Here is a 26,566-nt window from a genome sequence, read left to right as displayed (position 1 = left end):
GATTTTTTAAAAAGTGGAATAAATTTCCTCAAAGTTCGAAAAGAGGAAATCTTTTATTTTTATCTTTTGCCGGATACGAGAGGAATTGTCTCACCTCGCGTGACTTGCTAATGAAGCTTTAATGAAGGCAAAAATGCCTCGTTCAAAGAAGCAGCAATGGCTTCCGGGGGTAACAAAAAGAATATGGATTACTTTCTACAGCAGCTGATCAACGGCGTGACGCTAGGGTCGATCTACGGCCTGATCGCCATTGGCTACACGATGGTGTACGGCATCATCGGGATGATCAACTTCGCCCATGGTGACATCTTCATGGTCGGCGCCTTCATCGCGCTGATCTTCATCGTCGCTTTCGGCATCACGGCAGGCCTGCCAGTGGCGCTCCTCATTCTGGCGCTGATCGGTGTCCTGGTCATTTCGATGGCCCTGACGGCGGCCTGGGGATGGACGGTCGAGCGGATCGCCTACCGCCCTCTGCGCGGCTCCTTCCGCCTGGCACCGCTGATCACGGCGATCGGCGCTTCCATCACGCTTCAGAACTTCGTTCAGATCTCGCAGGGCGCGCGCAACAAGCCTCTGCAGCCCCTGATCTCCGGCGGCTTCACGCTGAGCGACGGCGGACCGGACGGAACCGGCTTCATCGTGCAGCTGTCCTACACGCAGATCCTGATCATCGTGGTGACCGTCGTTCTGATGGTCGGCTTCACCTTCCTGATCAACAAGACCTCTCTAGGCCGTGCGCAGCGCGCCTGCGAGCAGGATCGCAAGATGGCGTCGCTCGTCGGTGTCAACGTCGATCGGACGATCTCGCTGACCTTCGTCATGGGTGCAGGCCTTGCGTCCGTCGCAGGTCTGATGTTCCTGCTCTACTACGGCGTGATCGACTTCTACATCGGCTTCCTGGCCGGCGTGAAAGCCTTCACCGCTGCGGTTCTTGGCGGTATTGGCTCGCTGCCGGGTGCCATGCTCGGCGGGTTGCTGATCGGGCTCATCGAGACCTTCTGGTCCGGCTATTTCTCGGTCGAGTACAAGGACGTTGCCGCCTTCTCGATCCTGGCGATCGTGCTGATCTTTATGCCCGAAGGCCTGCTCGGCAAGCCGGAAGTGGAGAAGGTCTGATCCATGTCAGCAAAATCTGAGAACCTCTTCATGGTGTCGCTCAAGGATGCGGCGGCCGGGGGTGCGATCGCGCTTGCCCTGTTCGGTGTCCTGATCGGCATGAAAGCCGAGGTCGCAAGCGGCCTTGGCGGTCAGCTCGGCATTGAATACCGCTGGGCAGCCGTTGCCATTGCAGTCGCCATCGTCTTCGGCGGGCGGCTGCTCCTCAACCTGTTCGTCTGGAAGGCCGACAAGCCTGTCACCGAAACGGCGAAAGGTTTCCTGCCGAGCGCCAAGCCCCTGGCCAAACTCGGCAAGTTCGCGATGCCGGTGTTTCTGATCCTGGCTGTGGTCCTGCCGTTCCTGCTGATGTCGGCCTATGGATCGCGCGGGTCGCGCCAGTATCTCGACCTTGCCATTCTGGTGACCACCTACGTGATGCTCGGCTGGGGCCTGAACATCGTGGTCGGCCTCGCCGGCCTGCTTGATCTGGGATACGTCGCGTTCTACGCGGTCGGTGCCTATTCCTACGCGCTGCTGGCTCAGTATTTCGGCTTCTCCTTCTGGATCTGTCTGCCGCTCGCCGGCATCCTGGCCGCTTTCTGGGGTATCATCCTGGGCTTCCCGGTGCTGCGTCTCAGGGGGGACTATCTAGCCATCGTGACGCTGGCCTTCGGGGAAATCATCCGGGTGGTCCTGCTCAACTGGTATGACTTCACCGGTGGCCCGGACGGTATTTCCGGCATTCCGCGGCCGAGCTTCTTCGGTATCGAATTCGAGCGCGGCCCGGGCGGCTTCGCCGACACCTTCGGTCTGGAATACAATTCCATTCACCGCATCATCTTCCTCTACTACCTGATCCTGATCATGGCTCTGGTCACCAACTTCGTGACCATGCGTCTGCGCAAGTTGCCGGTCGGGCGGGCTTGGGAAGCCCTGCGCGAGGATGAAATCGCCTGCCGCTCGCTCGGCATCAACACCACCAACACCAAGCTGACCGCTTTTGCGCTCGGTGCGATGTTCGGCGGTTTCGCGGGTTCGTTCTTCGCCACCCGGCAAGGCTTCATCTCGCCGGAAAGCTTCACCTTCATCGAATCCGCGGTCATCCTGGCGATCGTCGTTCTCGGCGGTCTCGGCAGCCAGATCGGTGTCGTCATCGCCGCAGTCGTGATGATCGGTGGTTTCGAGTTCTTCCGCGGACTGGAAGAATACCGCATGCTGGTGTTCGGGCTCCTGATGGTCGTCATCATGGTCTGGAAACCGCGCGGCCTCATCTCAACCCGCATGCCGTCGATAACCCTCAGCGGCAAGAAGGCCAAGGGCATCAGTGCCGACCTCGTTCAGGAGGGCCACGGATGAGCTCCTGGGATACAAACCCCGTCCTGACGATCGAGCATCTGACCATGCGCTTTGGCGGCCTGGTCGCCATCGACGATCTGTCGTTCAATGTCGGGCGCGGTGACATTACCGCCCTGATCGGCCCAAACGGCGCCGGGAAGACCACCGTCTTCAACTGCGTTACCGGCTTCTACAAGCCGACCGAAGGGCGGGTCGTGATGAACCGCACCAACGGCGAGCATTACCTGCTCGAGCGCATGGCGGATTTCCAGATCTCTGCGAAAGCCAAGGTCGCCCGTACCTTCCAGAACATCCGCCTGTTCGGCGGCATGACCCTTCTGGAGAACCTGATGGTCGCGCAGCACAATCCGCTGATGCTGGCTTCGGGCTATTCGCTTGCGGGTATCTTCGGTCTGGCAACCTTCCGCAAGGCAGAGCGTCAGGCAGTCGAAAAGGCGCGTTACTGGCTGGAAAAGACAGCGCTCATCGACCGGGCGGACGCCCCGGCCGCTGACCTGCCTTACGGCGACCAGCGCCGTCTGGAAATTGCCCGGGCCATGTGCTCCGGTCCGGAGCTGCTGTGTCTGGACGAACCGGCCGCGGGCCTGAACCCCAAGGAAAGTGGTGAACTGAACGCGCTCCTGCAGTACATCCGCAAGGAGCACGGCACCTCTATCCTTCTGATTGAACACGACATGAGCGTTGTGATGGAAATTTCGGATCACGTCGTGGTTCTGGACTATGGCGAGAAGATCTCCGACGGCACGGCGGCCGCAGTGAAGGACGATCCGAAGGTGATCGCCGCCTATCTGGGCGTACCGGACGAAGAAGTCGACGCCGTGGAAGAGGAGGTCGGCATATGACAACCTCCAACCACCTCCTGGAAGTCAGGAACGTCGAGACCCACTACGGCAAGATCATCGCGCTGCGCGGTGTCGATCTGACCGTCGACCGGGGCGAGATCGTCTCCCTGATCGGGGCCAACGGCGCCGGCAAGTCGACGCTGATGATGACCATCTGCGGCACGCCGCAGGCCAGCTCCGGCCAGGTCATCTACGATGGCGAAGACATCACCCGCATGCCCACCCACCAGATCATGCGCAAGTCGATTGCGCAGTCTCCGGAAGGGCGGCGCATCTTCCCGCGCATGAGCGTGATGGAAAATCTGATCATGGGTGCAGAAATGGCCGGCAACCACGATCTGGAAGCAGGACTTCAGCGCGCCTTCGACCTGTTTCCGCGCCTCAAGGAGCGCCGGAACCAGCGCGGCGGCACGCTTTCGGGCGGTGAGCAGCAGATGCTGGCGATCGCCCGGGCCCTGATGTCCAACCCGCGTCTTCTGCTTCTGGACGAACCGTCTCTCGGCCTTGCACCGCTGATCGTGAAACAGATCTTCGATGCTATCCGGGATCTCAACCAGAGCGACGGTCTCACCGTCTTCCTGGTGGAACAGAACGCCTATCATGCGCTGAAACTGGCACACCGGGCCTACGTGATGGTGAACGGCAAGATCACCATGTCGGGTTCCGGCAAGGAACTGCTCGCCCGCGAGGACGTGCAGGCGGCCTACCTCGAAGGCGGAAGACACTAGGAGCGCGCTATGGGTATTCTTTATCAGACCAGTTTCGGTGTGTTTCTCGTCCTGCTGTGCTGCCTTGGCGGCGGCGCGGCCTGGATGACGGGACGTGCCTGTGCCAACACCTGGCGGCCGCTTTATGTGCTGTTCTGGTTCGTGTTCCTGTTGAGCCTGGCGATCAGGTTCCTGACCTTCGCCCTGTTCGACGGAACGCTACTATCGGTGCACTATCTGGTTGTAGACTATCTCATTCTGCTTGCAATCGGCCTGGCGGGATGGCGGTATACACGCACCAACCAGATGACGACGCAGTATGTCTGGCTTTACGAAAAGACGAGTCCCTTCAGTTGGCGGTTGAAGACCGGCCAGACGGACAAATACGCCAAGGATTGAGAATTCCGGAGGTGCGTTTTCCGCACCGATGGGGAACCGGCTGGGAATGGACGAAAAACAACAAGAATCGTCCCTGGCCCGGCCAAAACGGAAGCACGGGCTTCCATTCCAAGTGGTCCAGATAACTGGAACCAGGGGAGTTGATGATGAAAAAGTATCTTTTGGCTAGCGTTGCTGCAGTTGCCGGTGTGGCCATGTCCACCGCCGCTTTTGCAGACATCGTGATCGCAACTGCAGGCCCGATGACCGGCCAGTACGCCTCCTTCGGCGCGCAGATGAAAGCCGGTGCCGAGCAGGCCGTGGCGGACATCAACGCAGCTGGCGGCGTCAATGGTGAACAGCTGGTGCTGGAAGTGGGCGACGATGCCTGCGACCCGAAACAGGCTGTTGCCGTTGCCAACCAGATGGTCGGTAAGGGCGTGGTCTTCATGGCCGGTCACTTCTGCTCGGGCTCTTCCATCCCGGCATCCGCCGTTTACGCGGAAGAAGGTATCGTCCAGATTTCTCCGGCTTCCACCAACCCGAAGTTCACCGACGAACGTCCGGGCCCGGGCACCTTCCGCGTTTGCGGTCGTGACGACCAGCAGGGTCAGGTTGCCGGTACCTATCTGGCAGAGGAATTCGGCGACAAGAACATCGCCATCGTTCACGACAAGACTGCCTATGGCAAAGGCCTCGCCGATGCCACCAAGGAAGTCATGAACGCTGCCGGCAAGAACGAAACCCTCTACGAAGCCTACACTGCCGGTGAAAAGGACTACACCGCGCTGGTTTCCAAGCTGAAGTCGGAAAACATCGACGTTCTCTACGTCGGCGGTTACCACACCGAAGCCGGCCTGATGAAGCGTCAGATGGTCGACCAGGGCATGAGCACCGTTCTCGTTTCCGGTGATGCACTCGTGACCGACGAATATTGGTCGATCACCGGCCCGGCTGGCGAAGGCACTTTGATGACCTTCTCTCCGGACCCGCGCAAGAACCCGGAAGCTGCTCCGGTCGTGAAGGCGCTTGAAGACGCCGGCAAGACCGCTGAAGGCTACGCGCTCTACACCTACGCCGCCATCCAGGCTTGGGCAGCAGCTGCCGCAGCTGCCGGCTCCACCGAGTATGACGACGTTGTCGGCGCCCTAAACGACGGCGACTTCAAGACCGTTCTCGGCGACCTCTCCTTTGACGACAAGGGCGACGTCACCCTGCCGGGCTACGTCTGGTACGAGTGGAAAGACGGCCAGTACGACTACAAATAAGCCGTATACGCTGCAAGGTTGATGCTTAGCGTCAGGCCCCGTCCGGCAGTTGCCGGGCGGGGTTTTTTGTTGCCCGCACGGTGCTCGCGGCTCCCTTGTCGCGCTATTTTCCGCATGACGCAGCCAGAGCATTCCGTGACGTTCTACGGCTATTGGTGCAAGTTGGCTTGCGCGAAACTCTTCTAGAGGCACAACAAAGAACATCGTTGTGTAGTAAAGATTGCCGAACCCGGAAAAAGATATTTCTTTCTTCGGGCGCTTCTTCTTGAGTAAAAAATACGGCTTCATACCGCGCTGCAAAATATTAAGTCGGCGCCTGACTAAAAAATATCCAAATTTTTTTCATAACCCCTTTCCAAAAGGCAGTAATTTTGTTTTTCTATGCGCGTTCGCACACATCGATAGCTCTTCAGGAACAGAGGTTACCTGGAGGTTATTGGTCGTGCGTCTAATAATAATGATAGAAGCTGACTTGGGGACACAATGGCGAACACACGGGGCGCTGCTGTTAAGTATGACAGCGTTCAAAAGAGCTATGACGGGGAAACCCTGGTCGTAAAGAACCTCAATCTCGATATTCCGCCGGGCGAATTCCTGACAATGCTCGGCCCGTCCGGTTCCGGCAAAACCACCTGCCTGATGATGCTGGCCGGTTTCGAACCGGCAACGCATGGCGAAATCTACCTGAACGACCGTCCGATCAACAACGTGCCCCCGCACAAGCGCGGCATCGGCATGGTGTTCCAGAACTACGCCCTGTTTCCGCACATGACGGTGGCCGAGAACCTCGCCTTTCCGCTTCAGGTGCGCGGTGTCGGCAAGGCTGACCAGCAGGAAAAGGTCAAGCGGGCTCTCGAGATGGTCGAGCTCGGTTCGTTCGGCAACCGCCGTCCGGCACAGCTCTCCGGTGGTCAGCAGCAACGCGTCGCAGTGGCCCGTGCCCTGGTGTTCGATCCGGAGCTGGTGCTGATGGACGAGCCGCTCGGTGCGCTCGACAAGCAGCTGCGCGAGCAGATGCAGTACGAGATCAAGCACATTCACGAGAACCTTGGTGTCACCGTCGTCTACGTGACCCACGACCAGACTGAAGCGCTGACCATGTCGGACCGCGTGGCTGTGTTCAACGATGGTGTCATCCAGCAATTGTCGACGCCGGACGATCTCTATGAAGATCCGAAGAATTCCTTCGTCGCCCAGTTCATCGGTGAAAACAACAAGTTGAATGGCAAGGTCGTCGAGATCAACGGCTCTGAGTGCCTTGTTGAACTCGATGACGGCACTAAGCTTAAGGCTGACAAGGTCAACGTGTCCGCCGTCGGCGACAGGACGACCCTGTCCCTGCGGCCGGAACGGGTGGAGTTCGACACCCACGACACGATGGACAATCTGGTCAACGGCCGGATCGAGGAACTCATCTACCTCGGTGACCATATCCGCGTTCGCATGAACGTGGGCGGCAACGACGAGTTCATCGTCAAGGTTCGCAACCGCGGAGAAAAGCGCAAACTCGCCGTCGGCGAGACAGTCCGCGTCGGCTGGGCGCTGAACGACTGTAAAGCGCTCGATGCGGTTGTCTGAAATCGCCCGGCGGCCGGCAACCGGCCGCCAGCGACCACAACGGAAAAATCCGTTAAATCCTAAAAGAGGGAGCTAACTCACATGAAGCTCAAAACTGTAATTCTCGCAGGCACCGCTCTGGCATTTGCCGGCAGCGCGGCCATGGCGAAGGACATGACCATCGTTTCCTGGGGCGGCGCCTATCAGGCCTCCCAGAAAAACGCCTACGCCGATCCGTATGTCGCGGAAAACTCCGACATCAACGTGATCTGGGACGAGTCTTCGAACGAGGCTGTCGCCAAGCTGCGCGCCATGAACGAAGCCGGCAACATCACGTGGGATCTGGTCGACGTGGTTGCTTCCGACGCGATCCGTCTGTGCGACGAAGGCCTGGCACTGGAAATCGATCCGGATACCGACCTTGCCGATGCACCGGACGGTACCAAGGCTTCTGAAGACTTCGGCGACCTGCTGGTCTCCGAGTGCTTCATTCCGCAGATCGTCTACTCCACCACCTTCGGCTATCGTTCCGACATTGCGGAATGGAACGGCAAGGAGCCGGACGACATCTGTGACGTGTTCGATCTGGAAACATTCCCGGGCAAGCGCTCGCTGGAAAAGCGCCCGATCAACAACATGGAATGGGCTCTTCTGTGCGACGGCGTGCCGAAGGAAGAAGTCTACAACGTTCTTGAGACCGAAGAAGGCCAGGAGCAGGCATTCAAGAAGCTCGACACCATCAAGGACAACGTCGTGTGGTGGTCTGCTGGTGCGGAAACCCCGCAGCTTCTGGCCGACAAGGAAGTCGTGATCGGCTCCACCTACAACGGCCGTCTGTTCTCCCTGATCGAAGAGCAGAAGCAGCCGGTCAAGATGCTGTGGGACGCTCAGGTGTTCGACCTTGACGGCTGGATCATCCCGGCCGGTCTGCCGGAAGACCGCCTCGCCATGGTGAAGGACTTCGTCAAATACGCCACCGACACCCAGCGTCTGGCGGATCAGGCGAAGTACATCTCCTACGGCCCGGCTCGCAAGTCCTCGGCACCGCTGGTTGGCAAGCACGCCGACCTCGGCATCGAAATGGCTCCGCACATGCCGACCGACCCGAACAACGCCAAGAACACCTTCCTCTATAACTACGAGTGGTGGGCGGATTACCGGGACGACATCGACGCCAAGTTCCAGGCGTGGCTGGCCCAGTAATCAACAGATGAGAAACCGGTCCGGGTGAGGCGATGCCTCACCCGGATCTTCCAACGGATTTGCGGAAGACTGTTTCATGAGCGATACCCACGCGGGCGAGGTTCTGACGACGCAAGACGGCAAGCCGCTGAAGGCGGCCCTTGCCAAGGCGCTGCGCCGCGAGAAGCTGCGCGCCCTGGCGCTGATTGCGCCCCTGCTGATTTTTGTCCTGCTCACCTTCGTTGCCCCGATCGTGGACATGCTGTTCCGCTCGGTCGAAAACGGGATCGTGGAAGACACGCTTCCCAAGACCGTCATCGCTCTTCAGGAGTGGGATCCAACCTCCGGCAACGTGCCCGATGAGGTTGTCTTCGCGGCGCTTTACGACGACCTGGTCGTCGCCGTCGAAGAAAAGACCCATACCCGCCTCGGCTCACGCCTCAACTACGAGGAAACCGGCGTTTCCAGCCTGTTCCGCAAGACAGGGCGCGGCGTCAAGCGCATGGACGAAGCCGGTCCCTACAAGGAACAGTTCATTGACCTGGACAAGGACTGGGGCAATGTCGAGACCTGGCAGGTCCTCAAACGGTTCTCGCCGCGCTATACGGCCGGCTATTTCCTGAATGCCTTCGACGCGCAGCAGACCGCGAACGGGATCGAACTGAAGCCGGAAGACGAACGGATCTACATGTTCCTGTTCGGCCGCACCCTGTTCCTGTCCATCGCGATCACCGTGTCGTGCCTGCTTCTTGGCTATCCGATCGCGTTCCTCTTGTCGGCCTTGCCGCTGCGCTCCTCCAACCTGCTGATGATCCTTGTGCTTCTGCCGTTCTGGACATCGCTTCTGGTGCGGACGTCGGCCTGGAAGGTGCTGTTGCAGCAACAGGGGGTGATCAACGACTTCCTTGTCTGGACAGGCATCATCAGCGACGCCGGACGCCTGGTGATGATCAACAACCAGACCGGCACCATCATCGCCATGACGCATATCCTGCTGCCGTTCATGATCCTGCCGCTGTATTCGGTCATGAAAACCATTTCGCCGTCCTATGTGCGCGCGGCCAAGAGCCTTGGCGCCAACGACTGGACCGCGTTCTGGCGGGTGTATTTCCCGCAGACCGTGCCGGGCATCGGCGCGGGTGCCGTGCTCGTCTTCATTCTGTCGATCGGTTACTACATCACACCGGAACTGGTGGGCGGAACGTCGGGCATCTTCATTTCCAACCGGATTGCCTACCACATCTCGTCGTCGCTCAACTGGGGTCTGGGCGCAGCGCTCGGCACGTTGTTGCTCGTCGCGGTTCTGGTGCTCTTTGTTGTCTACGACAAGATCGTCGGCATCGATAACGTGAAACTCGGATAGGTGGCGGCATGAGTGCACTTCCTCCCTACGCGTCTCCTCTCCAGCGGACCTGGTACTATACGTTCCGGGTGATCTGCGGGCTGATCTTCTTCTTCCTGATCTTCCCGATCCTGGTAATCCTGCCGCTCAGCTTCAACGCGGAGAACTTCTTCACCTTCACCAAGGCGATGCTGGCTCTCGACCCGGCAGGCTATTCCTTCAAGCACTACCAGGACTTCTTCACCAATCCGGACTGGCAGCAGGCGCTGACCAACTCGGTGCTGATCGCACCTGTCGCCACCATCTTGGCGACGGGCTTCGGCACCCTGGCGGCCATCGGCCTGTCCCAGTCCCATGTGCCCTACAAGTCCGCGATCATGGCAGTGCTGATTTCGCCGATGATCGTGCCGCTGATCATCTCGGCGGCAGGCATGTACTTCTTCTATTCGCGCATCGGCCTGCAGGGCACCTATTGGGGGGTTGTTCTGGCCCATGCCGCGCTTGGAACGCCCTTTGTCATCATCACGGTGACGGCGACACTGGTCGGTTTCGACCGCAGTCTCGTGCGGGCGTCGGCCAGCCTGGGCGCCAACCCGGTCACCACCTTCTTCAAGGTGCAGATGCCCCTGATCATTCCAGGTGTCGTCTCCGGAGCGCTGTTTGCCTTCATCACCTCCTTCGATGAAGTGGTGGTGGTGCTGTTCCTGGGATCCGCCGGGCAGAAGACATTGCCCTGGCAGATGTTCACCGGCCTTCGAGAACAGATCTCGCCGACCATTCTGGCGGTGGCATCCCTGATGGTGGCCATTTCCATCTGCCTGTTGACCGTACTGGAGCTGCTGCGCCGCAGGTCCGAACGCCTGAGAGGTCTGTCCCCGGGCTGATCCCGGGCGGGCGCGAGGAGCGCCCCGCTGCTTTCAGGGTGAGCCGGTGGCGGAACGCCAGTCACCGGGTGGAGACAGGGTCTCCCGGTAGCAAGACATTTTGAATTTGGGCCTGGCGGGCCGGCTTCTTCGCGGAAGCCGGCCCGTTTTGCGTTTCAGGCCCCCGGAAACCGAAGCTCGAACGAACGGAAGGAGCCTTCAATGAGCAACGACATGATCCGCATTTATGAAATGAACAATGGCGAGAAGGCGTTTTCGCCCTTCTCGGCTGCCGAAATGGACAGCCGCCAGGCAAAACTCCGCAAGCTGATGGCGGACCGGCAGATCGATGCCGCCCTGTTCACCTCCTATCACAACATCTGCTACTACTCCGGCTTCCTCTATTGTTACTTCGGCCGCAAATACGGCTTTCTGGTCACACAGGACAAGGCAACCACGATTGCGGCTGGTATTGACGGTGGTCAGCCCTGGCGCAGGACCCACGGCGACACCGTGATCTACACCGACTGGCGCCGGGACAATTACTTCCACGCCATCCAGTCGCTGCTTGGGATGCCCAATCCTGGGGTCAAGCGCATCGGCATCGAGTTCGACCACGTCTCCCTCGACATGCTGAAGCTTCTGGAAGCCGCGCTTCCGGGCGTCGAGCTGGTCGACATTGCCGCCGACGCAATGGCGCAGCGCACGATCAAGAGCGCCGAGGAGCACGTGCTGATCCGCGAAGGCACGCGCATCTGCGACGTTGGCGGCGCGGCTCTGGTGGAGGCGGTTCAGGCCGGCGTTCCGGAACACGAAGTCGCCATGGCCTCAACCAATGCCATGATCCGGGAAATCGCGAAGTCCTTCCCGTTCGTCGAGCTGATGGACACCTGGACCTGGTTTCAGTCCGGCATCAACACCGACGGAGCGCACAACCCGGTCACCAACAAAAAGGTGGAAGCCGGCGATATCCTCAGCCTCAACTGTTTTCCGATGATCTTCGGCTATTACACGGCGCTGGAGCGGACCCTGTTCTGCGAATATGCCTCCGACGAGCACCTGCGGCTTTGGGAGATCAACTGCCATGTCCACCGCGAGGGACTGAAGCTGATCAAGCCGGGTGCCCGCTGCAGCGATATCGCAAGCGAGCTGAATGACATCTACCGTAGCCACGATCTCCTGAAGTACCGCAGCTTCGGCTACGGCCATTCCTTCGGTGTGCTCAGCCACTACTACGGCCGTGAAGCCTCAGTGGAGTTGCGTGAGGATGTCGACACGGTGCTTCAACCGGGCATGGTCGTCTCGATGGAGCCGATGATCATGATCCCTGAAGGCGAAGCCGGAGCAGGCGGTTACCGGGAACACGACATCCTGATCGTTTCGGAAACCGGGGCTGAGAACATTACCGGTTTCCCGTTTGGACCGGAGCACAACATCCTGCCGAAACGATAAGGCGGCAAACTTTCTGGTGTTGGGAAGAACACTGGCGGCAAGGTGCGGGCATCTTGCCGCCAGTGACGGTCTCGAAAGGAACCCGTCGCAATGCAGCAAATGCTCCGGAGCGATCGCAGGCCCCTTCAACAAACATCTTGGGTTACCCGGCAAGGCGTGATTTAACCGGGCTATCTTCGAGCGCCTGCGGAGGGCTGAATGACCTCATCCGACACCATGAAACCTGCTCTGGCCAGTCTGGCCCGGACCTGCGAAGCGATCGCCAACGGGCGCTTCGACGAGGTCGAGGAGCTTTATCAGGTGATCACGGACGAGGGTGTCGAACACGATATCCGCGCTTTGGCGGAAACCTTTTCAGGCATGGTCGTGCAGGTAGAGGCACGCGAATTCCATTCCAGCCAGCTCATTGCGGAACTGACGGAAACCAAGCGCCAGCTGGAAGCGGCCGAAGCGAAGCTGCGCAAGGAAAATGCCGAGCTGAAAACCCGGCTGGACAAGTTCGAAGTCACCTACGACAAGGAACAGGCGCAGGCTGAAATCGAACAGGTGAGCGATTCCGACTATTTCCGCTCCCTGCAGTCCCGCGCCAAGGATCTTCGATCCCGGTACAAGTCCTGAACTTTCAAAACATCCTTCGAGATTGATCCGTGACCAAAATCATTTCCACTCATTCCTATCGCGGCGGCACGGGCAAATCCAACGTCACGGCCAACCTGGCCGCGGTGCTTGCCCTGCGTGGTCACAGGGTCGGCATTGTCGATACGGATATCCAGTCCCCAGGCATCCACACCCTCTTCAAGGTTGATCTCAACACGGTCAACAACACTCTGAACAACTACCTGTGGGGGCATTGTTCGGTGACTGATACGGCGGTCGATGTCACGGAAAACGTGGTCGATGGCGACGGCAACCCAACGGTGCCGGACGGTGGCAAGGTCTTTCTGGTGCCTTCATCGATCAAGACCGGTGAGATCGCACGGATCCTGAAGGAAAAATATGATGTCGAGGATCTGAACCGGGGTTTTGTCGACCTCTGCCGCGGCCTGGAACTCGATTATCTGCTGATCGATACCCACCCGGGCGTCAACGAGGAAACACTGCTTTCCATCGCTATCTCCGACGCGCTGCTTTTGATCCTTCGTCCTGACATCCAGGACTATCAGGGCACCGCAGTCACATTGGAACTGGCGCGCAAGCTTGAGGTGCCGCAGCTGTTTCTGGTGGTCAACAAGGCTCTGGAAACCTTCGATTTCAACGAGTTGGCACAGCGCATCTTTTCCAACTACCGCACGCCGGTGGCAGCTGTCCTGCCGTTGTCGACGGATCTCATCCAGATCGGCAGCACAGGCCTGATCAGCACCCAGCAGCCGGACCACGGATTCACGCGGGCAATCGAGACGATCGTCGATTCCATCGAGTGATTACATTTGCAGGCCAGGTTGCCGGGTGGTCTCGGCTCAGTCCTGCATTTCAAACAGGCCCTTCAGGAAACTGTCGACGTCTCCAAGGCGTTTGTTGCGGTCGAACTCGAGCGCCTGGCGCAAGGTGTTCCAGGCTTGCGGGGAGAGCCCCTCGACAGGCGCCGGCACGAGACCTTCCCGCGCGACCTCGTCTATCGGTCGGAACTGGAACGGATGGCCGCCGGTCAGGATCTGGTACGCGATGCAGCCAAGCGCAAAGACATCGTCTCGGGGATCACGGTCCGCGCGCCGGAATTGCTCGGGGCTTGCGTAGGCCGAGGTCAGGCTATCCCGGATCGGATGGTCCGCACTGGCGGTTTCCGCTGCCGCCAAGCCGAAATCAAGGAGCTTGATCGTGCCGTCCGTCAGCAGAAAGATGTTGCCGGGCTTCAGATCCGAATGAACGACACCCCGGCTGTGCGCATGGGACAGACCTGCACAGGTGCCGCGCAGGACCCGGGCGCATTCGCCCAGAGGTAGAGGTTTGCCAAGGGCCCGCCCGATCCGGCGGTCCAGTCCCACGCCGTTTAGCTGCTCCATGACGATAAACACATCGGCCTTGTCGCGATCGAAGTCGTACACGGTGGTGATATTCGGATGTGCGAGTGCCTGAGACTTGCGCGCCTCGGCCTCCAGAAGCCGCACGGCTTCGGTGTCGTTGCGATAGTTCTCGTTCAGAAGCTTGATGGCGACATAAGGCTGGTCGTGAGCTGCCTCCAGGCGCCGGCGATCAACGGCTGAATAAACGTGCCCCATTCCGCCGCTCCCGATCTCGGTGTCCAGGATGAACCGGTCACGCAAAATGGAGCCGACACCGGCGCGTTTCACCTGGGGTGTCGCCAACTTGTTGACGTCGAGACTGTCTCTTTGTCCGCCGCCGGAAACGCGGCGCGCGTCGGAACGAAACCGGGCACTTTTGAATTCGGTCAGATATTTGTCCAGTTTGCCGCTGTCGGCTGGAGGTGGTGGTTCTTCGGCGGCATTCGCGCGTCGACTGCGAAAGCCGGCGTAGCCCGAAACGAGTGAGGTCAAAATGGCCTCGTCCATCTTGCCCCGTGTTTCGTCACTTGCTGTCTCGCCACCCGTTGCCCCGGCTGGCTCGTTCAGCAATGGCAATGGTGGCAGGTTTGCAGGGGGCATTGCTGCCTGCTCAGGTGCGGGAGCCGATACCGGTTCCTGCTGTGTGCCGTGAACAGCATGTGGACGTGGCGGATTGTCTTTCACGTCGTAACCGGAAGGTTTGGCATCGCCCGCCGGCAACTGATTCAGAAGCCTCTGGCCGAGCTCGTTCGGAAGGTGGCCCGCTTCGACAAAATCCCGGATCGCCTGCCGCGTTTCATCAAGGGCGTTCGCTGATTGCTGTGCACCGGTCCGCAGCTGCTTCGACAAGGCGTCATAAGACAGCTTGCCGGACACGAAGGCGGTTATCAGCGTGTGCGTGGCGGAGGTCATGTCTGACGTCAAATCTGCAGGATCCCTGGCGACAATTCGGCCCGAAGCTTCTCTTGGCCCCGGAACAGGAGCAGCGCAAGCCGTTGGGGCGACAAAGGTAGAGCTGGGTAAACGCGTGGGGTATGGTTCGCCAGCCGACGCTCAGTATGCGCGCTGCAGTCGTTTTGTTCCAGCTGGCTTCGCGCATTTTTGCTTGGATGACCTGGGTGTCGATCGGATCGTCGAACGATCCGGGGGCAATTTTTGAAACGCCCATCCACCCCTGATAGATTACCCGAGCGGCAGGTGATTTATTGGCGAGGGATGAAAGAGGAATTGACTGCGCGCAACCTTGAAACCGGCTCTGCTACACCCTGACCCGCTGCAACGGTGTGTTGGCACCAAGGGTATGAGACCGACGGCAATATCTTGATCGCGCAAGTCACATTCACCTTCATGTCAATTTGAGTGAAACTTACAATCATCAATAGGGGTTGATCGAAATGACCGGGGAAGACGACATCAAAGGCGGGATCGCCAGCTTCTCGATTGGCCTCGGAAACAAGGGGCACAGTGCAGTCCCGATCAAACCGGCACCGCCTTTCAGGGTGCTGATCGCAGGAGACTTCGGCCTTGCGGCAACCGGCGTGGCTTTCAACGTCACCGGTCAGGACGCCGAGGAAATCCTGGAACAGAAAACACCATCCTTTTCCGTCTCGGCGGTCAATGTGCTCGGTTCGCATCCACCCGAGCTGGAAGAACAGGTTTCCTTCGCGCGCCTGAAAGATCTGCATCCGACAAAACTGCTGCGCGAATTTCGCTTCGTGCGGGATCTCGCGGCGGCTTCCGGTGACCAGGATCAGCTTGCCGTTCATGACCAGCGTTACGACAAGATCGGCAAGTCGGCACTGGACGAGCAGAAGTCATTGCTGGAAAGACTGCTGAAAGACGACGAATTGCCGGCTTCAGCGCAAGGCAAGCGTAAGGAAAACGATGTCTCGAGCAGCAGCAAGGGAACCGAGGGGCTCGACGCCCTCCTGTCGATGATCCGCACTCCGGAGGAAAAGGCTGCTCGTGGCGAAAGCGGCAGTGCCGCGAAAACCGCCGTGGACGCCTTCATTCAAAAGACGCTCCAGGAAACAGGCCAGGTTTCAAGTGCTCCCGTCGAGGGGAAAAAGAAGGAAGCGCCAGCCGATACGCTGCAGCAGGCACAGGCGCGTCTCTTCTTCGACAGCCCGAAACTGAGCACGGTGCTGCTGAACTGGCATGGATTGAACCTGCTCCTGAGTGAAGTTCCGTTCGACCTGCCGCTGGAACTTCATCTCCTTCAGCTCGATCACGATCTTGATGCCGTCGATCTGCAGGAGGTTCTGGGCGAAACCGGCGAGGCCCTGCAGGCAGAACTCTACGATATTGCCCTGTTTGCGAACGAAATCGGCCTGGGCCCACGCGACACGGAACGGCTGAAGGTGCTTGCGCGGGAATGCGCCGAAAGTGACACGGTCGGGCTTGCCGCGCTTGCCGGGCATTTTGCCGGAGTTCCGGGTGAGGAAGTTGCCGAGATCGAAACGCCACATCAGTTGCTCGACAAGCGGGGCTTCGAAGGTTTTGCAGGCCTGAGGGCCAGCGATGCCGCCTCTCACCTGGCACTGTTCTGGAACGATGCCCGGTTGACCGCCGAAGAGGACGGTGCGCCGGCGCTGTTTGTGTCGGGTGCTTTTGTCGCCCTTTCCGAAATACTGGTCCAGCTTGAAACTGAAGTGTTTCCGCGGCTCCCAGTCGGCATGCCGAAGGATTACGATGCGCTGGAGCTTGTCGAAAGCCGGTCGATGGGCGGTGAAGTTGCCATGGCAACACGGTTTGCCGTCGGTTCGGACACGGCACCGTCGCTCGCACTTGCCGGCATCAACGTGCTGGAGGGCGTCGCCAACAGAACCAGCCTCGTATTCCGTCGGGCCGTGACGGTCCAGCCTGGCGAGGACGGTCGGGGCGCGCTGGATCAGGCCCTTCTGGTGTCCCGCCTGTTTTCCCTGTTCCAGGAAGCTCTCGGCGAGGCCGTGGTTACAGGGCAGGATGCTGACGAGCGCGAGGCTGCGGTCGCAACGAGCCTGGAAGTCCTGAGCAGATCCCTCTCAGACAAGGTCACTTTCGAAGTGGATCGAATGGCGGTGGAAGATCAGGATCTGATCGGCGTAACGGCATTCGTGCAGGATGGTTGGGCCTCGGGCCAGCAGCATTCCTTCTATCTGCCGGCTTCCGGCGGCTGAGCATCTGTTTCCGTCCAAACGGTTATCACCGTGATGTCGTCCGAGGATCCGCCTGCCACAGCGCGCGAAACAAGCCGGTCAGCAAGACCGGAGGTTCCCTCGGTGGCCATCCTGGCCAGCGTGGTTTCGTCCATGCCTTTCAACAGCCCGTCGGTGCAAAGTACGAAAACATCGTCGGGCATCATCTCCAGCGTTCGGCGGTCAAGCTGAAGCGTGTTGTGGATGCCGACAGCGGCAGTCAGCCGTCCGGCTTTGTCGGCATGGTCCTCCGAGATGAGGAACAGTTGCTGCTGGCGCAAAACGTAGAGACGCGAATCTCCGGCCCAGATGCAGCTGGCTTGTGTCCCGCTGATGATCAGGCTGAGACTTGTCGTGCCTGAAATGTCTTGTTCGGGGACGGCGAGAAAACCGGCGTAAAGACCGTGATTGACGTGGTTGAGCTTGGCTTCCAGGGCAATCTGCCGGGCTTCGTGGCTACTCGGCGGCATGTTGGTCAGTTGCGAGATGGCGTGAACCGTCGCACGGCTGGCGACGTCACCCTCTCTGTGACCGCCCATGCCATCGGCAATCGTGAAGAGCCCATGCGACGGGGCCGCAAAGTGGCTGTCCTGATTGACCTTGTGTCGGCGTCCGCGCCGGGTCGCTGCTTCGGATCGCAGCAACGCAACAGCGGCAGAAGTGTCGACCGTATTCAAACGCACGTTCTCCCGAGTAAGGGCCGCAGGACCAGTCCGGGTTCGATCTTAACGCGCAGTCATTCTCCGGAAAAGAAGTCTCCGGTTTCCAGCCAGGCGCCGGTCATGTTCGTCTGGATGAGGTCACCCGTCGCAGGGCCTGGATAGCTGTCCCCGGCAAGCAGACCGAACGCGAGCCGGATCGAGACCGGCTGGGAAGTATGCAAAATTTGCTTATCCCTGGTCTCGTAGCCTTTCGCGTGGTGCGCCTTTATAAAATGTACAAGTTTCACGCTGAAATTGCGTGGCAGATGCTTTCATCGGTTGAAACCGGAGGCTGTCGGCTTTTTGCAGTCCGGGCACCGATGCAGATTTGGGAAATGGCAATGACCGCAGACGTCGCAGAAATCACCATCGGCCACGAGACGGACGGCGACCTGATCGTTGTTCGTCCTGTCGGCAAGCTGGACACGCTCAGCGCAAAAACCTTCGAAACCTACCTGAAGGACCTGGTCGCGGAAAAGCCGGCAACCTTGCTGATCGACATGGGGCAAGTGGACTACGTCACCAGTTTCGGGCTGAGATCACTGTTGATCGTTGCCAAGCTTCTGGCTCCGTCCGGAGACAAGCTGGTGCTGTTCCAGGTGAACCAGTCCGTGGTCGACGTCCTCAAGATCTCCGGCTTTCTGAAGATCATGCAGGTGGCGGAAAGCCGGGAAGACGCAAAGGCGCTGGCGGGTTGAACGAAGCTCACACCCAGCAGCTAGAATTGAACAACGTCCGGCAGGGAACGGGATGGTGGATCTCGAGACGGTGACAGTTCGAAACGACCTGGAGGACCTGCCGGCGGTCTATACCGTGCTGGACCGGTTCTGCACAGGAGCGGGCCTGTCCGACGCGGTCCGCCGTACCCTGTGCCTCGTCGTTGAAGAGCTGTTCGCCAATACCGTTGCCTACGGCTATCCGGATGGCGGCAAGGACCAGATCGCGGTCACGGCGGCGCTTGGGCCGACACACGTCAAGCTCGTCCTGTCCGACAGGGCGAGACCATTCGACAACAGCGGCATTCCGTCCGGTCCACCGGAAGCGGACACAGTCGAGGACATGGGCATTGGCGGTCTGGGCCTTTATCTGGTGCACCAGCTGGCAGATGACGTTGCGACCCAACGGATCGGAAACGTCAACCACACCACGGTTCTGGTGCCTCGCGCCAAGGACTGATGGACACCTTGCTGCAAGGCGGTTCCCTCAGAAGGCAAATTCCATCATGGAGAAATCGTCCGGCAGGGGCGCATTGTCGTGGAATGTGGCCAGCCAGTCGTAGATGGCTTGAGGGACGGTTCCGTCCACGGATTTCGATTTGTCCGCGAGCTCGGCCCAGGTCAGTGTCCGGCCATCCGCATCCTCGATTTCGTAGGTGCCGTCGCTGATGACGAGCAATCGGTCGCCCGGGCGAATGTCGAATGTACCGCCATCGAATTCCATATCTGGGATGGCGCCGATAACCATGCCTTCCGGCGTTCCGAGGCCGATGACGTCCAGCCCCGATGCCGAAGGCCGCATGAGAATGGCAGCAGGGTGGCCGCCGGAGGCATAGGCCAGTTGCCGGGTCGAGCGCCGGTAGACGCCATACCAGATGGTGAAGAACATGTTGTTCTGCCGTTCCATCGGAAAGGCATTGTTCAGTTTGGCAAGAACATTTGCCGGGTCACGAAAATCGGTGCCCCCAAGCGCATTCGAGCGCAGCACGTTGATGATCGCGACAGACAGCAATGCGGCCCCGACACCATGGCCACAGACGTCGATCAGGTAAATTGCGAAATGATCGTCGTCGAGGTCGTGATATCCGAACGAATCACCGCCGAGTTCGGTCGACGGCACCAGAAGCCAGTCCGCTTTCGGGGCTTCGGGACGCCTTTCCGGCAGGATGGAATAAACATAATTGCCGGCATCACGAAGCTCCGCTTCCAGGCGCTCCTGGGTGCGCGTTAGCAGGATGTTGTATTCGGCCAACTGGTCTTCCACGGCCTCGCCATGTTCGATCGTTGCCTCGTAAAGCAGCTTGAGGTCGTCATGTTCAGCGCGCAATTCCTCAAGTTCTCTGCGCACTCGCGCGAGTTCGCCAGCGGAAGTGTCTGGTTGGGCAGCGGCGCCAAAATTACTGGTGCTTGTCATGTTGTAAATATGATGCCTTTACGGACGCGCGGTGGAAACCCAAAGTTTAGAGTTCTGCTGCTATGTTAATGAAGCAGAAAACATTGGAGCAATCGCGGTTGATATATCCTTGGCAATGAGCGACACCGTATTGTTAAATACATGAATTATCGATGACACGAGTCCAATCGGCCAAAATTTCCAGCTTTCTCGTATAACAGAAGTGCATCGCTTTGAGGTGCAATTGACCACGCCAGCGGGGGAATAAAAATGCAGGCACCTTCTGAAGGCATATCATCAAATTCCGGTCTGCCGCAGATGATTCACCTGGATTTGGACATCAAGGATTTTTGCACCGACTGGACCCATTGCGATCTCATGTCGGGATACATTGCCCGGATGGTCAGCCACAACCGGCTGGATTCGCTCCTGTTTTCCAATCTCTATTCGTCGGCTTTGAACGAGCTGCTGGAAGCGGTGTACCGCACGCACGGCTCAGGCGGCAAACTGCAATGCGCGGTTCAGCGTGACGGCAATGTCGACAGGATCGAACTGACTTTCCCTGCGGACGAACAAACCTACAAGATCTACGAGACCGCCATTGCGAAGGTCAACGGCGAGGACGCCGAAACGCTTTATCTGGAAGCGCTGTTTGCCGACGCCGAACCGGATGCGAGCCTGGGGCTCCTGGAACTCGGAGTCGACTACGGCGCCCGGCTCGCCATCGGACGGAGCGAAGACGGCCGCATGAGCCTGGTTGCAGAGCTCGTGCTTGAGGACGACACAGAATGATCGCTGATAATATGACACAGGCCTTTCAATGGACCTTCAACGAGAACGATCAGGAGTTCTCGCTCCATGGCAGCTTGCGCCCCCAGCGGGCCGAGGAACTGCATGGCTGCTTTTCCGCGATGGAACAGTCCGTCGCCAAGGTGAGCGGAAAATTCTACGTCAACGTCAGGCGCCTGGTGCGCATGAACAACGTCGCCTTCCACGCATTTGCCGGCAAGATCCTGGATCTTGTGCGCAACCGCAGTGATCTGAGCGTTCATGTGACGACGTCGAGTGTCGTCGGCTGGGCAACGCGCAAGTTCGCTGTGCTGGAGACGATGTCCGACAAGATCACCGTCAGCGAATACGACAACGAATTCTACCCGGGACAGTCCTTCGTCGAGGACAGTGAATTCATCCATGTCCTGCGGACACAGACCAAGCTTACCTGGCGCCATGAGAAGGAACTCCTTCGCCGCCACGGCCTGAAGCCAGGGATGCAGGTGGCCGATATTTGCTGCGGCATCGGCGATTTCGCCGTGCTCCTGCAAAAGGAGTTCGAGCCGGACCGGCTTGTCGCGCTGGACCATTCCAGATCCAGCCTCGACTACGCTCGCCGCGTCGCCGCCGACTTCGGCATCAAGGGCATTGATTATGTCTTTGGCGATGCCGCGGACATGCTGCTGGAGGACAATCAGTTCGACTTCGTGACCTGCCGACATTCCCTGCAGGTGTTCGATCAGCCGGAACTGATCCTCAAGGAGCTCTATCGTATCTGCAAGCCGGGCGGCCGCATTTACGTGACCAACGAAAAGAACTCCCATTGCCTCGGCGAACCGAGATCGGAGTCTATCCAGTGGACCTATAACGAGGTCGCCAAACTCTGGCACCATTTCGATATGGATATCGAAATCGGCCCGAAATGCCGGCGCCTCCTGATCGACGGTGGTTTTGAAAACGTCACCATAGGCTCCTTCATGGTCACCAACACCGACGGCGACCCGCAGGATTTCGCAGACGTCATTGCCTCATGGAAAAATCTCTTTGCCGGCAAAATGGCGCAGGAACGCGGCGACAGCCCCGAGTTCATCGAACGCTTCGCCAAGGGTTTTGATGATCATATTTTCGCAGCGCTCCACCCCAAGGGGTATGCGGGTTGGCCGATCTGGGTTGCGTCGGGGCGTAAGCCGCTATGAATGCACCGGTAAAGAGCCCTCAGAGTGAAAAGCAGATAGGTCGCTTTTCCCTGCGAAGCTTTCGCGCCAAGTTCATTCTTGTCGTCGGCGTGGCGGTGCTGTTCGATCTGGCGCTTGCCGGTGGCATCGGCATCTGGAACGTGCAGAAACTGTCCAGGGATGCAACGGAGCAGGTCGGTGAAGGCCTGACCACCGCGACCGAAGACTATCTGGAAACCTACATCGATACGACTGCGTTCCGCGCCGACCTTCTGATCGAGCGTGTTCATTCGGAACTTGCGACGCTTGCCTCGTCGATGCAGACGCTGATCGACCACCCGGATATCCAGGAAGCGGTCGGCAACACGATTGAAGGCAGTTCGGAGTTTTCCTCCGGACTGGTCTACGACGAAAAAGGCGGCTGGTCGCAGAACACCGAGGGTGTTCCTTCCGCAGTCAGCGTCTGGGGCTACTTGCTCGATGAAGACAAGAACCCGCTTCCCAAGGCCGCAGATGAGCTGAAGAACAGCTCCTTCCTCAGCCTTGTCGGGCCTTCGATGATGTCGACAGGCGCTCCCAAGCTGCAGATCTATTATGTCGGCCCCAAGGACGCGTCGATCATGCGCGCGACCCCTTATTCGGAACAGGCGCAGACATTCGACCTGCTTTACCCCGGCCATAACGAGGGCGCGAACTTCTGGGATTTCTTCTTTCCCGGGGTCTACGAAGGTTGGCAAGGCTGGATCAAGGATCCGTCTTCCAAGCCGGTTGAATCCAATATCGTCACCACTGCTCCCTACATCGACGCGATCACGGGCAAGCTGATCGTCAGCTTCTTCCATCCCCTGTGGACGCAGGATCGCAAGGATGTTGCGGGCATGGTCGCGGTCGACATCACGCTCGAACAGCTCACTTCGCTCGTCGAAAGCCTTGAAATCTCGGAAAGCGGCTTCGGCTTCCTGACGATGTCCGACGGCAACGTGGTGGCAACGCCGAAAGCCGGCGAGGCCACACTGGGTCTGGTTTCGAGCGACGTCAGCGGCCAGGGTGTTACCGGCGTGAACCGGAACCTCAAGGAAAGCAGCCAGCCCGCCATCTCGTCTCTTGAACTCAGTGCCAAGGACGAGACCGTCATCAAGCACATCTTTCTTGAAAATGACGGTGAAGAGGTTCCCTATCTTCTGGTCCTCAAGCAGCTCAACCCAACCAACCTGTGGGATGGAACCGGCATCACCTCGGAAACGATGACGCTGGGCTTTGTCGTTTCGGAACGCGAGATCTACCAGTCGCTGATCGATGCCACCAACAACATCTCCGAAGCGACGGCCCGCATCCTGAACTACCAGCTGATCGCCTTCTGCGTCAGTATCTTCGTGGTGTTCGTTGCGGTCTATGCCATTTCCGGCCGTATCACCAAGGGCTTGTCGCAACTGGCGGCCGCGGCGCGCGCGCTGCAGAACAAGGACTATTCGGTTCGCGTTGCTATTCCGACCCGAGACGAGGTTGCGGCCGTGGGGCTTGCGTTTAACCGGATGGCGGAAGAGATCAGCTATCACACGGAGAACCTTGAAAATCTCGTCGAGGAGCGGACAAGGAAGCTGGAAACCGCGAACCACGAGATTGGCGAGCTCAACAAGCGGCTGAAATCGGAAAACCTGCGCCTCGGGGCCGAGCTGGATGTCGCCAAGCGCATTCAGGAAATGGTTCTGCCCCGGCTGAGCGAACTGGAAGTCATCCCGCAGATCGAGATTGCCGCCTTCATGGAACCGGCAGACGAAGTCGGCGGCGATTACTACGACGTCCTGTTCGACGGCAGCCGCATCAAGGTCGGAATCGGCGACGTGACCGGCCACGGCCTGGAAAGCGGCGTGTTGATGCTCATGGTGCAGTCGGTTGCCCGTGCCCTTCAGGAGAAGGGGGACAAGGACCCGATTGCCTTCCTGGATGTGCTCAACCGCGCTGTCTACAAGAACATCACCCGTACCAATTCCGACAAGCACCTGACCCTTGCCTTCGTCGACTATGAGGACGGACAGGTCACCTTGTCCGGCCAGCACGAGGAAGTGCTGATCATTCGTGCCAATGGCGAAACCGAGCGGATCGACACGATGGATCTCGGTTTCCCGGTCGGGCTCGAGGCCGATATTTCACCCTTCGTGGCCACACTGGATCTTGCGTTCGGACCCGACGACATCCTGATCCTGCATACGGACGGGATCACGGAAGCGGAAAATGCGAAGGGCGAGATGTATGGCCTCGACCGGCTTGCCCAGAGCGCCCATGAAAATCGCGAAAAATCCGCTAAAGGTATTGCCGCAGCGGTCATTAATGATGTGAAGTCGCATATCGGCGACTACAAGGTATTTGATGACATCACTCTTGTTGTCTTGAAGCATAGGTAAGGCATGGTCGAGGATTTTGGAGAGACGGCTGCTTTGAACGGCGGAGACGCGAGACAATTTTGTCTCACGCTGATGGCAGAGCCGCTGGAGCTGAGCTGGCATCATTGCGGCCTGACATCGGATTTTATCGGGGAATATTTCAGCAGGGCTTGCGGCAAAGGCATTGATCCTGTCGATGCGCGCCACAGCATCAGTTACATGATCAACGAGATTCTGGAAAATGCGATCAAGTTCCGTCACGGCGGCGACATCGCGATTCACAGCTCGCTGGAAGAACAGACGTTTGAAATCCGGATCGTGAACCGGATCGACCAGGAAACGGCCGTCAAGTTTCAGGGTCACCTGAAAGCCCTGCTCGACCGCGAACCGGGAGAGCTGCTCCTGGAACGTATCGAGGAGAACGCCCTCAACCCGGACTCCTCCGGCTCAGGCCTGGGTTTGCTCACACTTATGAGCGACTACGAGGCCAAATTGGGCTGGTCTTTCGCGTCTGAGCGTGTAAGTGAAGGCGTTGAGTTGACGACATATGCTTCTTTGCGACTTTCCTGATCGCTGACATATTCCAAAGGAAGAAATCACAATGGAAATCAGCACGAACGATTACCGCGTTTGGACTGAAGGCTCCGCCATCCACTACGAAGGAACGATGCGGCTTTCAGGAACAGATGCCTACGCACCTATTCTGGACATCATGAATTCCGTTCTGGCGGCCAAGCCGGAACTCATCACCATGGACCTGACAAGCCTGGAATTCCTGAACAGCTCCGGCATCAACCTGCTCGCAAAGTTCACGATCGAAATCAGAAAGCAGCCGGAAGTCGGCGTTCGGGTTCTGGGCTCCAAGTCCATTCCCTGGCAGTCGAAATCACTCCGCAACCTGCAGCGTCTGCACCCGGCGCTTGAACTGACGATTTCCTGATCCCGCACACAGGCGCGTGAGGACGTGCTGATGCAAGCGCAACGGAAATGCCCGCAGACTTCCGGCCTCGGTTTCAAGAAGGCCGGATGAATTGCGCATGTCGCAGGCCTAATATCCGTCCTCGTTGCAACAGGCTTTCAGCCGTCCCGCCAGTCTCCCGGACTTGATAGAGAAGATTTCGGCAAGGCCATCCTGATCACGGCGCAGGCCGCAGCTGGCGCTATCAGCGCCATGAAGGTTGCCTGCAAAGCGCCGGTCAAGCGATCGGGCAGGGTCTGCAATCCTGCTCAGAGCCTCAGGCCATGAAGTTCCTGTCGCTGCGGTGCAAGGCTTTCCACCGCTCGTAATCCGCCAGGCCGGTTCCTGACTTTCCCGTTTCAAAAATCCCTTGGCCGGCAATGCGATCCGGCGGAATATGCGGATTGATCCGCCGGCTCCCGTGCCGCGGGCAGCCCACCCTTGGCAGGACTGGCGGCATCGCTTTTTGGATATCGTTTCTGTCCTGCTGCTTCTTGTCAGCGCCATCTTCCGGAGGCCTTAATGACCCTGTCCGCTGAAGCCGTCGAAATCCTGAAATCCGTCAGCACGGCGACACTCACCACGATCCTTCTGAAAAAGGGACTGCGCAACGTCTGGATCCGCGGGGCTATGCCGCTCGATCGCTCCAGACCTCGGATCGTCGGGCCGGCATTTACCCTTCGTTTCGTGCCTGCGCGTGAGGACCTGGCAACGCCCGCGTCCTGGGGCTCTCCCATTTCAACACGTGCGGCCATCGAGGAGATGCCGGAAGGATGCGTCGCGGTCATCGATGCGATGGGCATCCGCGACGCCGGCGTCTTCGGCGATATCCTGTGTGCCCGTATGCGCAAACGCAATGTCGCTGGCATGGTCACAGACGGCACAGTGCGCGATCTGGCCGGTGTGCTGGCGTCGGATCTGCCGGTCTGGTGCAGCGGTGTCTCGGCTCCGCCTTCGGTGGCCGGTCTAACCTTCGTCGGCTGGCAGGAAACCATCGGCTGCGGCGGTGTTGCGATCATTCCGGGCGATATCATTGTGGCAGACGGCGATGGTGCGGTTGTGATCCCAGCAGCCACGCTTGATGACGTGCTGAAAGAAGCCCCGGAACAGGAACGCATGGAGGCCTGGATCGTCGAGCAGGTCGACGCAGGTGCGAAGCTGCCGGGCCTTTACCCGATGAACGAGGAAACCAAAGCGCGCTACGAAGCCGAACGCTGAGGGGCGTCGGATGCCGGGATCTGCATTCG

The 26,566-nt window shown here is 59.0% G+C and carries 26 protein-coding genes; 22 read left to right on the top strand and 4 right to left on the bottom strand.

The genetic code is table 11. The features are described 5' to 3' along the window. Nucleotides 1–183 precede the first annotated feature (183 nt). From B0E33_RS10690 to B0E33_RS10630, 13 genes are all read left to right on the top strand, one after another. A complete protein-coding gene (locus B0E33_RS10690; RefSeq protein WP_022999209.1) occupies nt 184–1,119 on the top strand; it encodes an ABC transporter permease subunit in 936 nt (311 codons plus the stop codon). Between the two features lie 3 nt (nt 1,120–1,122). Beyond that, nucleotides 1,123–2,457: a high-affinity branched-chain amino acid ABC transporter permease LivM gene (gene livM, locus B0E33_RS10685; RefSeq protein WP_031268733.1), complete on the top strand. Its 1,335-nt coding sequence runs from the start codon at nt 1,123–1,125 to the stop codon at nt 2,455–2,457. Continuing rightward, nucleotides 2,454–3,299: an ABC transporter ATP-binding protein gene (locus B0E33_RS10680; RefSeq protein ID WP_022999207.1), complete on the top strand. Its 846-nt coding sequence runs from the start codon at nt 2,454–2,456 to the stop codon at nt 3,297–3,299. Before livM ends, B0E33_RS10680 begins: the two co-directional genes overlap by 4 nt. Further along, nucleotides 3,296–4,027: an ABC transporter ATP-binding protein gene (locus tag B0E33_RS10675; protein WP_022999206.1), complete on the top strand. Its 732-nt coding sequence runs from the start codon at nt 3,296–3,298 to the stop codon at nt 4,025–4,027. Before B0E33_RS10680 ends, B0E33_RS10675 begins: the two co-directional genes overlap by 4 nt. A gap of 9 nt (nt 4,028–4,036) precedes the next feature. Next, nucleotides 4,037–4,405 (top strand): DUF6867 family protein, encoded by a 369-nt coding sequence (locus B0E33_RS10670; RefSeq protein WP_022999205.1) that lies wholly within the window; start codon nt 4,037–4,039, stop codon nt 4,403–4,405. 146 nt (nt 4,406–4,551) lie between these two features. Continuing rightward, complete coding sequence (locus B0E33_RS10665) at nt 4,552–5,652, top strand: branched-chain amino acid ABC transporter substrate-binding protein (protein ID WP_031268732.1); 1,101 nt, start codon at nt 4,552–4,554, stop codon at nt 5,650–5,652. A gap of 483 nt (nt 5,653–6,135) precedes the next feature. Then, nucleotides 6,136–7,230, top strand: a complete 1,095-nt coding sequence (locus B0E33_RS10660; protein ID WP_022999203.1) for an ABC transporter ATP-binding protein — start codon at nt 6,136–6,138, stop codon at nt 7,228–7,230. A gap of 81 nt (nt 7,231–7,311) precedes the next feature. Continuing rightward, the gene (locus B0E33_RS10655; RefSeq protein WP_022999202.1) at nt 7,312–8,412 is read left to right on the top strand and encodes an extracellular solute-binding protein; all 1,101 of its coding nucleotides are present in this window, start codon (nt 7,312–7,314) and stop codon (nt 8,410–8,412) included. 76 nt (nt 8,413–8,488) lie between these two features. Beyond that, complete coding sequence (locus tag B0E33_RS10650; protein ID WP_022999201.1) at nt 8,489–9,754, top strand: ABC transporter permease; 1,266 nt, start codon at nt 8,489–8,491, stop codon at nt 9,752–9,754. Between the two features lie 8 nt (nt 9,755–9,762). Next, nucleotides 9,763–10,617: an ABC transporter permease gene (locus B0E33_RS10645; protein ID WP_031268731.1), complete on the top strand. Its 855-nt coding sequence runs from the start codon at nt 9,763–9,765 to the stop codon at nt 10,615–10,617. A gap of 201 nt (nt 10,618–10,818) precedes the next feature. After that, nucleotides 10,819–12,048 (top strand): M24 family metallopeptidase, encoded by a 1,230-nt coding sequence (locus tag B0E33_RS10640; RefSeq protein ID WP_077291209.1) that lies wholly within the window; start codon nt 10,819–10,821, stop codon nt 12,046–12,048. Between the two features lie 198 nt (nt 12,049–12,246). Next, on the top strand, nt 12,247–12,666 hold the full coding sequence (locus tag B0E33_RS10635; RefSeq protein WP_077291208.1) for a hypothetical protein: 420 nt from the start codon (nt 12,247–12,249) through the stop codon (nt 12,664–12,666). 29 nt (nt 12,667–12,695) lie between these two features. Continuing rightward, on the top strand, nt 12,696–13,469 hold the full coding sequence (locus B0E33_RS10630; RefSeq protein ID WP_055657002.1) for a MinD/ParA family ATP-binding protein: 774 nt from the start codon (nt 12,696–12,698) through the stop codon (nt 13,467–13,469). A 36-nt stretch (nt 13,470–13,505) separates the two neighbouring features. Here the strand turns inward: B0E33_RS10630 and B0E33_RS10625 are convergent, their stop codons facing one another. After that, nucleotides 13,506–14,960: a serine/threonine-protein kinase gene (locus B0E33_RS10625; RefSeq protein ID WP_077291207.1), complete on the bottom strand. Its 1,455-nt coding sequence runs from the start codon at nt 14,958–14,960 to the stop codon at nt 13,506–13,508. 482 nt (nt 14,961–15,442) lie between these two features. On the opposite strand from B0E33_RS10625, the gene B0E33_RS10620 reads away from it, so the two are divergent. Continuing rightward, entirely contained in the window at nt 15,443–17,206 is a 1,764-nt protein-coding gene (locus B0E33_RS10620) for a hypothetical protein (protein ID WP_156912384.1), read from the top strand. Here the strand turns inward: B0E33_RS10620 and B0E33_RS10615 are convergent. After that, nucleotides 17,182–17,907 carry a PP2C family protein-serine/threonine phosphatase gene (locus B0E33_RS10615; RefSeq protein ID WP_077291205.1) on the bottom strand — a complete coding sequence of 242 codons (726 nt, stop codon included), beginning with the start codon at nt 17,905–17,907 and terminating at the stop codon, nt 17,182–17,184. The two genes, B0E33_RS10620 and B0E33_RS10615, sit on opposite strands and share 25 nt — an antisense overlap. A gap of 53 nt (nt 17,908–17,960) precedes the next feature. After that, entirely contained in the window at nt 17,961–18,107 is a 147-nt protein-coding gene (locus tag B0E33_RS30880) for a hypothetical protein (protein WP_156912383.1), read from the bottom strand. Between the two features lie 159 nt (nt 18,108–18,266). Between B0E33_RS30880 and B0E33_RS10610 the strand changes: the two genes are divergently transcribed. Continuing rightward, the gene (locus tag B0E33_RS10610) at nt 18,267–18,623 is read left to right on the top strand and encodes an STAS domain-containing protein (protein ID WP_167579522.1); all 357 of its coding nucleotides are present in this window, start codon (nt 18,267–18,269) and stop codon (nt 18,621–18,623) included. Nucleotides 18,624–18,675: 52 nt separating this feature from the next. After that, entirely contained in the window at nt 18,676–19,101 is a 426-nt protein-coding gene (locus B0E33_RS10605; protein ID WP_077291203.1) for an ATP-binding protein, read from the top strand. 27 nt (nt 19,102–19,128) lie between these two features. Here B0E33_RS10605 and B0E33_RS10600 read toward each other — a convergent pair whose 3' ends face one another. Further along, on the bottom strand, nt 19,129–19,989 hold the full coding sequence (locus tag B0E33_RS10600; protein WP_062491026.1) for a PP2C family protein-serine/threonine phosphatase: 861 nt from the start codon (nt 19,987–19,989) through the stop codon (nt 19,129–19,131). 315 nt (nt 19,990–20,304) lie between these two features. Between B0E33_RS10600 and B0E33_RS10595 the strand changes: the two genes are divergently transcribed. The 6 genes from B0E33_RS10595 to B0E33_RS10570 all read left to right on the top strand — a co-directional run bounded on the left by B0E33_RS10595 (nt 20,305) and on the right by B0E33_RS10570 (nt 26,537). Further along, nucleotides 20,305–20,826, top strand: coding sequence for a hypothetical protein (locus tag B0E33_RS10595; RefSeq protein WP_077291201.1), 522 nt, complete (start codon nt 20,305–20,307; stop codon nt 20,824–20,826). After that, on the top strand, nt 20,823–22,001 hold the full coding sequence (locus tag B0E33_RS10590; RefSeq protein WP_022999187.1) for a class I SAM-dependent methyltransferase: 1,179 nt from the start codon (nt 20,823–20,825) through the stop codon (nt 21,999–22,001). Before B0E33_RS10595 ends, B0E33_RS10590 begins: the two co-directional genes overlap by 4 nt. Further along, nucleotides 21,998–24,382 (top strand): SpoIIE family protein phosphatase, encoded by a 2,385-nt coding sequence (locus tag B0E33_RS10585; protein WP_055657017.1) that lies wholly within the window; start codon nt 21,998–22,000, stop codon nt 24,380–24,382. The genes B0E33_RS10590 and B0E33_RS10585 overlap by 4 nt, the downstream gene beginning before the upstream one ends. Before the next feature lie 3 nt (nt 24,383–24,385). Next, nucleotides 24,386–24,931 (top strand): slr1658 superfamily regulator, encoded by a 546-nt coding sequence (locus B0E33_RS10580; RefSeq protein ID WP_051990044.1) that lies wholly within the window; start codon nt 24,386–24,388, stop codon nt 24,929–24,931. A 31-nt stretch (nt 24,932–24,962) separates the two neighbouring features. Continuing rightward, on the top strand, nt 24,963–25,301 hold the full coding sequence (locus B0E33_RS10575; protein WP_022999184.1) for a slr1659 superfamily regulator: 339 nt from the start codon (nt 24,963–24,965) through the stop codon (nt 25,299–25,301). 540 nt (nt 25,302–25,841) lie between these two features. Then, the gene (locus B0E33_RS10570; RefSeq protein WP_022999182.1) at nt 25,842–26,537 is read left to right on the top strand and encodes a ribonuclease activity regulator RraA; all 696 of its coding nucleotides are present in this window, start codon (nt 25,842–25,844) and stop codon (nt 26,535–26,537) included. The last annotated feature ends 29 nt before the right edge of the window (nt 26,538–26,566 follow it).

This window comes from Roseibium algicola (genome assembly GCF_001999245.1).
GTDB classification, from domain to species: Bacteria; Pseudomonadota; Alphaproteobacteria; order Rhizobiales; family Stappiaceae; genus Roseibium; species Roseibium algicola.
The sequence above is the reverse complement of the archived record's forward strand: the minus strand, read 5'-3'. Positions and strand labels throughout refer to the sequence as shown.

Excerpts from the sequence above, each read along its gene's own strand:
- B0E33_RS10660 (WP_022999203.1), top strand. The coding sequence starts at position 6,136 with ATGGCGAACACACGGGGCGCTGCTGTTAAGTATGACAGCGTTCAAAAG.
- B0E33_RS10640 (WP_077291209.1), top strand. The coding sequence starts at position 10,819 with ATGAGCAACGACATGATCCGCATTTATGAAATGAACAATGGCGAGAAG.
- B0E33_RS10635 (WP_077291208.1), top strand. The coding sequence starts at position 12,247 with ATGACCTCATCCGACACCATGAAACCTGCTCTGGCCAGTCTGGCCCGG.
- livM (WP_031268733.1), top strand. The coding sequence starts at position 1,123 with ATGTCAGCAAAATCTGAGAACCTCTTCATGGTGTCGCTCAAGGATGCG.
- B0E33_RS10690 (WP_022999209.1), top strand. The coding sequence starts at position 184 with ATGGATTACTTTCTACAGCAGCTGATCAACGGCGTGACGCTAGGGTCG.
- B0E33_RS10665 (WP_031268732.1), top strand. The coding sequence starts at position 4,552 with ATGAAAAAGTATCTTTTGGCTAGCGTTGCTGCAGTTGCCGGTGTGGCC.
- B0E33_RS10610 (WP_167579522.1), top strand. The coding sequence starts at position 18,267 with ATGACCGCAGACGTCGCAGAAATCACCATCGGCCACGAGACGGACGGC.
- B0E33_RS10670 (WP_022999205.1), top strand. The coding sequence starts at position 4,037 with ATGGGTATTCTTTATCAGACCAGTTTCGGTGTGTTTCTCGTCCTGCTG.
- B0E33_RS10605 (WP_077291203.1), top strand. The coding sequence starts at position 18,676 with ATGGTGGATCTCGAGACGGTGACAGTTCGAAACGACCTGGAGGACCTG.
- B0E33_RS10620 (WP_156912384.1), top strand. The coding sequence starts at position 15,443 with ATGACCGGGGAAGACGACATCAAAGGCGGGATCGCCAGCTTCTCGATT.
- B0E33_RS10625 (WP_077291207.1), bottom strand. The coding sequence starts at position 14,960 with ATGACCTCCGCCACGCACACGCTGATAACCGCCTTCGTGTCCGGCAAG.
- B0E33_RS10570 (WP_022999182.1), top strand. The coding sequence starts at position 25,842 with ATGACCCTGTCCGCTGAAGCCGTCGAAATCCTGAAATCCGTCAGCACG.
- B0E33_RS10645 (WP_031268731.1), top strand. The coding sequence starts at position 9,763 with ATGAGTGCACTTCCTCCCTACGCGTCTCCTCTCCAGCGGACCTGGTAC.
- B0E33_RS10595 (WP_077291201.1), top strand. The coding sequence starts at position 20,305 with ATGCAGGCACCTTCTGAAGGCATATCATCAAATTCCGGTCTGCCGCAG.
- B0E33_RS10655 (WP_022999202.1), top strand. The coding sequence starts at position 7,312 with ATGAAGCTCAAAACTGTAATTCTCGCAGGCACCGCTCTGGCATTTGCC.
- B0E33_RS10590 (WP_022999187.1), top strand. The coding sequence starts at position 20,823 with ATGATCGCTGATAATATGACACAGGCCTTTCAATGGACCTTCAACGAG.
- B0E33_RS10580 (WP_051990044.1), top strand. The coding sequence starts at position 24,386 with ATGGTCGAGGATTTTGGAGAGACGGCTGCTTTGAACGGCGGAGACGCG.
- B0E33_RS10575 (WP_022999184.1), top strand. The coding sequence starts at position 24,963 with ATGGAAATCAGCACGAACGATTACCGCGTTTGGACTGAAGGCTCCGCC.
- B0E33_RS10650 (WP_022999201.1), top strand. The coding sequence starts at position 8,489 with ATGAGCGATACCCACGCGGGCGAGGTTCTGACGACGCAAGACGGCAAG.
- B0E33_RS10675 (WP_022999206.1), top strand. The coding sequence starts at position 3,296 with ATGACAACCTCCAACCACCTCCTGGAAGTCAGGAACGTCGAGACCCAC.
- B0E33_RS10680 (WP_022999207.1), top strand. The coding sequence starts at position 2,454 with ATGAGCTCCTGGGATACAAACCCCGTCCTGACGATCGAGCATCTGACC.
- B0E33_RS10585 (WP_055657017.1), top strand. The coding sequence starts at position 21,998 with ATGAATGCACCGGTAAAGAGCCCTCAGAGTGAAAAGCAGATAGGTCGC.